The following is an 8,045-nucleotide window of genomic DNA, read 5'->3' on the forward strand; positions in this document are numbered from 1 at the left end:
TTCAACATCCTGGCCAGAAAGCTGGCCAGGATCGCTTGGGGCGTCTTCAAGAGCGGCCGGGACTTTGACCCGGCCATGCTGAAAGTGGGTCAAGCCTGCTTCCAGCAGGCTTGACCACGAACATAGGATCTCGGCTCTACAATCGCGCCGATCCGGGACTGGACCTGAACGTTGTCCACGTCTGTCGCGATCGTCCATTGAATGACTGCGCAAACGGTGGCGATGCTGCCGGATCGCTCGCTGCCGGTCACCCGCATGTCCCCTCCCGAACGTTCCCACAATGCGGCCATTGACGGCCTGCGCGCATTGGCGGTGCTGGCCGTCATCCTGTTCCACACCAATGCGGCATGGCTGCCCGGCGGCTTCACCGGTGTGGACCTGTTCTTCGTGGTGTCCGGCTTCGTGATCAGCCAGTCGCTGGCGTCGCGTGCCAACGCATCACTGGGCGCACTGCTGCTCGACTTCTACCGTCGACGCGTGCTGCGCCTGTTGCCGGCGCTGCTGGTAATGCTGATGGCCACCTTCGTGCTGTCGGCGCTGTTCATTCCCCGCGCGTGGCGCAACGAGCAGTTCGACCAGACCGGCTGGGCCGCGCTGGTCGGCTTCAGCAACATCGTGCTGGCTGGGCAGCAGGACGACTATTTCTCACCCGGCGCCGAACTCAACCCGTTCCTGCACACGTGGACGCTGGGTGTGGAGGAGCAGTTCTACCTGGTCTTCCCGCTGCTGTTCTTCGTCTGGCTGCGCGGGCGTGAGCGCTGGCCGTGGTCGCGTTGGCTGTTGCCGGTGCTCACCGCGCTGTCGCTGGCGTGGGCAGGTTGGCAGGCGCAATCGGCACCGGCGGCAGCGTTCTATCTGCTGCCTGCGCGGTTCTGGGAGCTGGCCGCAGGCGCGCTGCTGTACCAATGGATGCGCACGCGCACGCCGGGCCAGAACGCTGACATGGTCGCAGTGGTCGGTCTGGCGCTGCTGGCCGCAGGTGCGCTGATCGCACCGCAGCTGGCGATGCCGGTGCCGGGCGTGCTGGCCACCGTGGCCGGTACCCTGCTGCTGTTGGCGAGCGTGTCGACAGCGGGGTCATCGCGCATCGCCCGCGCGCTGGGCTGCGCACCGCTCGCCTACCTGGGGCGCTTGTCCTATTCGCTGTACCTGTGGCATTGGCCGTTGCTGGTGCTGCTGCGCTGGACCTACGGTCTGCAGGGAGCGGCACTGTGGCTGTACCCGGTGCTGCTGCTGGCGGTATCCGCCGCGTCCTACCACTTCATCGAACGTCCGCTGCGCCGTGCAGGGCTGGCACCGGCCAAGGTGCTGGCGATGGCGTTGCCGGTGGTGGCGCTGTGTGGCGCGGGTGCCTGGGCCACCGTGGAGTACCACGAGCAGGTCTCGCTGAGCGTTACCCGTGACGGCTATGCATGGCAGGCGCGGCGCTACCCGGCATGGCGTCCGCTGGAGCCGGTGAGCGGGCCGGCGCTCGAAGGGCGGCGGCTGTTCGTGGTGGGGGATTCGCATGCGGCGGCCTATCGCACGATGACCAGCATGGTTGCGCGCCAGACCGGCATGGAGGTGCGTCAGGATGATCGTGGCGGCTGCAGCTTCGTCAATCTGCTGCGGGCCAGCCCGTCCGACTGCCAGGCATTCATCGAGCACGCGCTGTCGACCATCGAGCGCGAGGCGCGCCCCGGTGACTTCGTGCTGCTGGCGGCATTGCGCATGCCGGAGCTGCGTGGATTCGACTGGCAGCGGCAGGATGCACAGGAAATCTATCGTCAACTGCTTGCCGAGCGCACCCCGACCAATGCGCAGGCCGCGCGTGATGAGGCTGATCGTGTTCTTGGACGTCTGCAGAAGCTGGGCGTGCATGTGGTTTTGGATGCACCACTGCCGTTGTTCAAGGCCGGTGCGTACCGCTGTTCGGACTGGTTCAACCGCCGCAACCCGGCTTGTGCCGGGGGCCTGAGCATGCCGCGCGCTGATCTGGAGAGGCTGCGAGCGCCGCAGATGGCGTTGCTGTCCGAACTGGCAGCGCGCTATCCATCGCTGACGGTGTGGGATCCACTGCCGCTGCTGTGTGGGCCGCAGACCTGTTCGGCCGTGGAAGAGGGCGGACCGTTGTTCTTCGACAACGATCATCTGAGTGGGCACGGTAATCGCGTGCTGCTGCCCAGTTTCCGGCAGACCCTGATCGATATTGCGAACGACAAGCCTTTGTAGAGCCGAGCCCACGCTCGGCTGCTCTTCGTTCCGCAGGCGGGAAGTCCGCGCTGCGCGCGGTGAGCCGGGCATGGCTCACCGCTACAGGAGTGCGCGCGGTCTACACCGGCGGCAGCACCTTGCCCGGGTTGAGAATCCCATCCGGGTCCAGCGCGGCCTTGATCGCACGCATCGTCACCAAGGTAGCCGGGGTGAAGGCCTGCGCCATGAAATCGCGCTTGGCCAGGCCGATGCCGTGCTCGCCCGACAGCGTGCCGCCCAGTGCCAGGGTCAGCTCGAAGATCTTCGGCAGCGCGGCATGCGCGCGCGCGTTTTCGTCGGCATCCTCCGGATGGTAGAGGATGTTGACGTGCAGGTTGCCGTTGCCGGCATGGCCGAAGGTGACGATGGTGAGTCTGTAGTCACGCGCCAATGCCTGCACGCCAGCCACAAGCTCTGGAATGCGCGACACCGGCACCACCACGTCTTCATTGATCTTGCCGGGCGCGACGGTGCGCAGTGCCGGCGACAGTGCCTTGCGCGCGGCCCACAGCTGGTCGCGTGCACGGCCTTCCATCGCCACGTCCAGTTCGATCATGCCGTCGCCTTCAGCGGCGCTGGCCAGTGCCTGCAGCAGATAGGGCAGGGTGTCGTGGTCACCATCGGCTTCGACCAGCAGCATCGCGCCGGCCTCGGGTACTTCAGCACCGTTGAGGCGCAGCAGCTCCAGGCTGCGGGCGTCCATGAATTCCAGGCGCGTGGGTACCACCGGCTGCGACATCAGCCGTGACACTGCGGCGGCGGCCGCATCGGCGTCGCGGTACAGCACGCGCAGTCCGGCCTGGCTGACCGGCAGCGGGGTGAGCTTGAGGGTGGCTTCCACGATCAGCGCCAGCGTGCCTTCGCTGCCCACCAGCAGGTGGGTGAGGTCGTAGCCGGTGGAATCCTTGGTGTAGGCACCACCGCAGCGGATCACCTCGCCGGTGCCGGTCACCGCCACCAGACCCAGCACGTTGTCGCGGCTGGTGCCGTACTTCACCGCGCGTGGGCCACCGGCATTGCAGGCCAGGTTGCCACCCACGCTGCAGATCTCCGCGCTGGACGGGTCCGGCGCCCAGAACAGGCCATGCGGGGCCAGCGCCTGCTGCAGGGTTCCATTGAGCACGCCCGGCTGCACCACCGCGCAGCGATCACCGGCGCGGATCTCCACGATGCGGTCCATGCGGGTGAACGACAGCACGATGCTGCCCGGCAACGGCACGGCCGCGCCGGTGGTGCCGGTGCCCGCGCCGCGCGCGACCAGTGCCACGCCATGCGCACGGCAGGCACGCACCAGCGCCTGCACCTGTTCGATGCTGGCGGGCAGCGCGACGGCGGCAGGGCGCTGGTGGCGCCACGAGTTGTCCTGTGCGTTCGCCTCCAGCGCGTTGTCATCCATGCGCCAGCCATCGGCACCCAGCAGGGCGGACAGTTCGGCAACCAACGCGGCGGGCAGGACAGTACTCATGATGGATCTCGCGGGACAGCAGGGGCGGGTTGGATCAGTTTCCATGCAACAACGGCGCCGGCCAGCGGCAGCCACACCCAGCGCAGTTCAGAGAGCAGGGTGGCGATGCCGCGCGCGCTGAAGAACTGGGGCGCGAACGGTGACACGCGGATGGGGCGCCACGGCGCGAAGAAGCGGTGTTCACTCCACGGCCAAGCCAGCGCGACGCCGAGGCCGCCGGAGGTCATCGCATCCAGCAGCGGATGGCTGGCGGCGCAGACGAAGACGAATACAGCGGCTTGTACGGTAGATGCCAACCTTGGTTGGCACACATCCGCCGACCAAGGCCGGCGACTACCAAAGAACGCCCACACCGCGGCCAGCACCGCCAACACCCCGGCAAACAACAACGAATGGCTGGCACCGCGATGGCCGAACGCATCGGCATAGGGAATGTGCAGGGCAAAGGCCAGTACATCGGCATCGGGCAGCATCGCCGCGACCACACCCGCAGCGAGCAACCACGCAGGAATGCGGCCACGATCCGCGGCGCACCACAGCGCCAACGGCACAGCGGCATGGGTGATGATCGAAGGCATCAGTCACGTACCATGGTAGTGCCGGCCGTGGGCCGGCTGCAGGTCCGACGGGTAGTGCCGGCCGCTGGCCGGCAAAGAGTAGCCATCAGGAGTCATCCAATCGGAACGCATCGCGCAGCCAGTGCAGCTGCGGCGGCTCGCCGGTGGCTTCCACCACATCGAAACGGCACGGCGCATCGGCCAGCGCGGGATTGTCCTGCAGGTACAACAATGCGGCATGTGCCAGGCGCCGACACTTGCGCACATCCACCGAGGCCGCGCCGCCACCGAAATCGGATCGCGCGCGATAGCGCACTTCCACGAACACCACGGTGCCGGCATCGTCCATCACCAGGTCCAGTTCACCGCCGCGATAACGCACGTTGCGCGCACGCGGCCGCAGTCCGGCCTGTTGCAGATGCTGCTCGGCGGCGGCTTCCACCGCCGAGCCACGTTGGCTGCGCTCAGCGACCACCGACGATCGGCATCGGCCGGCCGCCATTGAAGGTCGACCAGGCCGGCTGGCGCAGGATGTTGCCATTGCTGTCCAGGAACAGGGTGCCGGTGGCACCGTCCAGGCCGCCTTCGTTGGACAGCTTGTCCAGGTAGGCGGTGATCTTCCAGGCATCGGCGCCGAAGGCGAACAGGCGGCCGGCCGCACCGCGTGCGCTGGGCAGGGTGCTGGCGACCTGGCTGGCCGAGGGCAGGCCGGACACGCTGCGCACGTTCCAGGCTTCGTTCGGGTAGACGATGCCGTCCAGCGCCACGTCTTCTTCCACCTTGCCGCTGCCGACGGTCAGCTGCGAAGTGCCAACGCGGGTGGCGCCACCGGCACCGGCCAGCGCCAGCTGCGGCGCCAGCAGGCGGGCCTGCGGCGCGCGCACGGCGAGGAACACGGCATCGACCTGGCCGGCATTGCGCACCTGCGCACCGACATCGCCAACCGCGTCGCTGACGCCGACGGTAGCCACCACCTGGCCACCACGCTGGGCGAAGCGCTGGGCGAAGGCGGCGGCGGCACGGCGGCCGGTATCGTCGGCGCTGTTGATCACCAACGCCTTGCCGCGCTCGCGGCCGCGCAGATATTCGGCAGCGACGATGCCGTCGTCTTCCGGTGCCAGCGAGAAGCCGGCGCTGCCGGCCGGCGGCGCGTCCTTGCCACGGTTCAGGGCCAGCACCGGCACCTGCAGCTGCTGGCGGCCATAGACCGCATCCACTTCGTCGCGGCCCAGCGGGCCGACCACGAAGTCGGCGCCGGAGGCGACGGCCTTGTCATAGGCGGCCAGCGCACCGGCCGGGGTACCGGCGGTGTCGATGAAGTTGATGTCCGGGCGGCGGCGGGTCTCGCCGTAGTACGCGGCCAGCAGGCCATCACGCACCGGCTGCGCGGCGGTGGCCAGGCGGCCGCTGAGCGGCAGCAGCACGGCCAGCTTGGCCGGCGGGCGGTAACCGTCGCTCATCGCCGGCGGGCGCTTGCTGGTGTCGAACTGGGCGGCGCCATCGCGGTCGAACGGGCGCGGCAGCGGCAGGCCGCGCGCGATCAGTGCGCGGCCGGCGAAGTTGTACAGCGGGTCGTTGGCCGGCAGGGCAGCGGCACGGCTGCGCAGGGTGGCATCGTCAAGCGTACCGAGCAGACCGGCGATGGCGGCCTGGTTCTCGCTGCGCGCGCTGCCGGTCAGGCTGGCGTGGGCGCGGGCGCGCTCGGTGGCGGCACCGAAGGCATCGCCGGTGCCCTGCAGCGCGTTGGCGCGGGCTACGTGCCAGCGCGTGCGCAGCGCGGGGAAGACGTTGTCGCCCTGTTCCTTCAGCAGGGCCAGGGCCTGCGCCGGCTGCTTGTCGGCCAGTGCCAGCTCGGCGCCGGTCAGCTGGTAGCGCTGCAGGCTGGCGCCGGACAGCTGGCGGGCGGTGAGCTGGCCAAGCAGGCTGCGCGCGCGGGCACTGTCGCCGGCCAGGTGCCAGGCCCAGGCGGCATCGGCCAGGGCGTTGCTGCGGGCGCCACCTTTCAGGGTTGCGGCCAGCGCTTCCAGCTGCAGGGCGGCGTCGCGCGGTTTGCCTTGTTCGATCAGCGCCAGCGCCTGGCTCTGGGCCGGCGATTCGGGCGCGCTGGTCAGGCTGGTGGTGGCACAGCCGGCCAGCAGCATCAGCGACAACGACAGGGCGGAGATCCGTGCGGCGGGCTTGTTCATGATCGGGTCCATGCGATGAGGGCAGCGGCCTTGGCCGGGTACACGCTACGATTCTACCCTTGCCCCGTGAGTACCGCTGAAATGAGTGTGCCAACCCTGTACGTCGTCGCCACCCCGATCGGCAACCTGGCCGATCTGAGCCCGCGCGCGCAGGAGGTGCTGCGTTCGGTGGCGGCCATCTGTGCCGAAGACACCCGCCGCAGCGGCCAGCTGCTGTCCCATTTCGGCATCCAGCAACCGTTGGTGGCCCTGCACGAACACAATGAAGAGGCCCTGGCGCAGCGCCTGGTTTCGCGATTGCAGGCCGGCGAGTCGCTGGCGCTGGTCAGCGATGCCGGTACCCCGCTGGTCAGCGACCCCGGTTTCCGCCTGGTGCGTGCCGCGCGCGCGGCGGGTATCAAGGTCAGCCCGGTGCCCGGTGCCTGCGCCGCCATCGCCGCGCTGAGCGTGGCCGGCCTGCCCAGCGACCGTTTCAGCTTCGAGGGTTTCCTGCCGGCCAAGGCCAGCGGCCGCCGCGACCGCCTGCAGGCGCTGGCCGGCGAAGTGCGCACGATGGTGTTCTACGAATCCTCGCACCGTATCGCCGAGTCGCTGGCCGACATGGCGGCGATCTTCGGCGGCGAGCGCCCGGCGGTGCTGGCCCGCGAGCTGACCAAGCTGTTCGAGACCGTGCTCGACGGTGACCTGGCCGGCCTGTTGGCGAAGGTGGAAGCTGACGAGAACCAGCGCAAGGGCGAGTTCGTGGTGATGGTGCAGGGCGCCGGCGACGATGAGGAAGCGCAGCTGGCGCATGGCCGCCGCGTCTACGCCAAGCTGAGCGAGCATCTGCCGCCGTCGACCGCTGCAAAGCTGGCCGCGGAACTGACCGGCGCACCGCGCAAGGCGTTGTACGGCAGTTGATGGATCGTGCGGACCAAGGTCCGCACCCACCAGAGCGGAATCCGCACCCACCAGAGCGGAATCCGCACCCACCAGGGCAGCGGCATCGGTAGATCCACGCCACGCGTGCATGGATGAACCGGACGCCGCGACCGGCACGGCAGGAAGGGCGTGCGTACGCTAGAATACGCGCTGGCGGAGTCGGCCAGACAGTCGCGTCATCCCTTCGGGGTGCCGAGGAAAGTCCGGGCTCCATAGGGCAAGGTGCCAGGTAACGCCTGGGCGGCGCAAGCCGACGGAAAGTGCAACAGAAAGATACCGCCTACGTCTTCTTCGGAAGGCCGGTAAGGGTGAAATGGTGCGGTAAGAGCGCACCGCGAGTCTGGCAACAGACCGGCACGGCAAACCCCACCTGGAGCAAGACCAAATAGGGATCCTTTGGCGCGGCCCGCGTTGGATCCGGGTAGGTTGCTTGAGCGTTGCGGTGACGTAACGCCTAGAGGAATGACTGTCCACGACAGAACCCGGCTTATCGGCCGGCTCCGCCTCTTTCTTACGGTAGGCCGAGCATGGCTCGGCTCTACAGTAGAGCCGAGATCCTATGTTCGTGGTCAAGCCTGCTGGAAGCAGGCTTGACCCACTTTCAGCATGGCCGGGTCAAAGTCCCGGCCGCTCTTGAAGACGCCCCAAGCGATCCTGGCCAGCTTTCTGGCCAGGATGTTGAAA

At 68.3% G+C, this 8,045-nt stretch carries 6 protein-coding genes, 1 other RNA gene and 2 pseudogenes; 4 read left to right on the forward strand and 5 right to left on the reverse strand.

Annotation, left to right across the window (positions count from 1 at the left end; translation table 11 throughout):
- Together AC5P9W_RS19790 and AC5P9W_RS19795 are read left to right on the forward strand one after the other, a co-directional pair.
- A pseudogene (locus tag AC5P9W_RS19790) lies at window positions 1-114 on the forward strand (IS110 family transposase); the annotation flags it as partial.
- An 87-nt stretch (window positions 115-201) separates the two neighbouring features.
- The gene (locus tag AC5P9W_RS19795) at window positions 202-2,211 is read left to right on the forward strand and encodes an acyltransferase family protein (RefSeq protein ID WP_206621655.1); all 2,010 of its coding nucleotides are present in this window, start codon (window positions 202-204) and stop codon (window positions 2,209-2,211) included.
- A gap of 100 nt (window positions 2,212-2,311) precedes the next feature.
- Here AC5P9W_RS19795 and AC5P9W_RS19800 read toward each other — a convergent pair whose 3' ends face one another.
- The 4 genes from AC5P9W_RS19800 to AC5P9W_RS19815 all read right to left on the reverse strand — a co-directional run bounded on the left by AC5P9W_RS19800 (window position 2,312) and on the right by AC5P9W_RS19815 (window position 6,440).
- Window positions 2,312-3,697 (reverse strand): FAD-binding oxidoreductase, encoded by a 1,386-nt coding sequence (locus AC5P9W_RS19800; protein WP_227852442.1) that lies wholly within the window; start codon window positions 3,695-3,697, stop codon window positions 2,312-2,314.
- Window positions 3,694-4,275: a metal-dependent hydrolase gene (locus AC5P9W_RS19805; RefSeq protein WP_021204563.1), complete on the reverse strand. Its 582-nt coding sequence runs from the start codon at window positions 4,273-4,275 to the stop codon at window positions 3,694-3,696. Before AC5P9W_RS19805 ends, AC5P9W_RS19800 begins: the two co-directional genes overlap by 4 nt.
- Before the next feature lie 85 nt (window positions 4,276-4,360).
- Window positions 4,361-4,729: a YraN family protein gene (locus tag AC5P9W_RS19810; RefSeq protein ID WP_031270824.1), complete on the reverse strand. Its 369-nt coding sequence runs from the start codon at window positions 4,727-4,729 to the stop codon at window positions 4,361-4,363.
- A complete protein-coding gene (locus AC5P9W_RS19815; protein ID WP_019661062.1) occupies window positions 4,719-6,440 on the reverse strand; it encodes a penicillin-binding protein activator in 1,722 nt (573 codons plus the stop codon). The genes AC5P9W_RS19810 and AC5P9W_RS19815 overlap by 11 nt, the downstream gene beginning before the upstream one ends.
- Window positions 6,441-6,521: 81 nt before the next feature.
- Here AC5P9W_RS19815 and rsmI point away from each other — a divergent pair, with 81 nt between their 5' ends.
- Both rsmI and rnpB read left to right on the forward strand, forming a co-directional pair.
- Window positions 6,522-7,340: a 16S rRNA (cytidine(1402)-2'-O)-methyltransferase gene (gene rsmI, locus AC5P9W_RS19820; protein WP_019661063.1), complete on the forward strand. Its 819-nt coding sequence runs from the start codon at window positions 6,522-6,524 to the stop codon at window positions 7,338-7,340.
- A 176-nt stretch (window positions 7,341-7,516) separates the two neighbouring features.
- An RNA gene (gene rnpB, locus AC5P9W_RS19825) (RNase P RNA component class A) lies at window positions 7,517-7,867 on the forward strand.
- A 63-nt stretch (window positions 7,868-7,930) separates the two neighbouring features.
- On the opposite strand, the pseudogene AC5P9W_RS19830 reads toward rnpB, so the two are convergent.
- Window positions 7,931-8,045: pseudogene (locus tag AC5P9W_RS19830) on the reverse strand (IS110 family transposase); the annotation flags it as partial.

It is taken from the genome of Stenotrophomonas sp. YJH_SMC_33, from assembly GCF_059372295.1.

Excerpts from the sequence above, each read along its gene's own strand:
- AC5P9W_RS19795 (WP_206621655.1), top strand. The coding sequence starts at position 202 with ATGACTGCGCAAACGGTGGCGATGCTGCCGGATCGCTCGCTGCCGGTC.
- rsmI (WP_019661063.1), top strand. The coding sequence starts at position 6,522 with ATGAGTGTGCCAACCCTGTACGTCGTCGCCACCCCGATCGGCAACCTG.
- AC5P9W_RS19805 (WP_021204563.1), bottom strand. The coding sequence starts at position 4,275 with ATGCCTTCGATCATCACCCATGCCGCTGTGCCGTTGGCGCTGTGGTGC.
- AC5P9W_RS19800 (WP_227852442.1), bottom strand. The coding sequence starts at position 3,697 with ATGAGTACTGTCCTGCCCGCCGCGTTGGTTGCCGAACTGTCCGCCCTG.
- AC5P9W_RS19815 (WP_019661062.1), bottom strand. The coding sequence starts at position 6,440 with ATGAACAAGCCCGCCGCACGGATCTCCGCCCTGTCGTTGTCGCTGATG.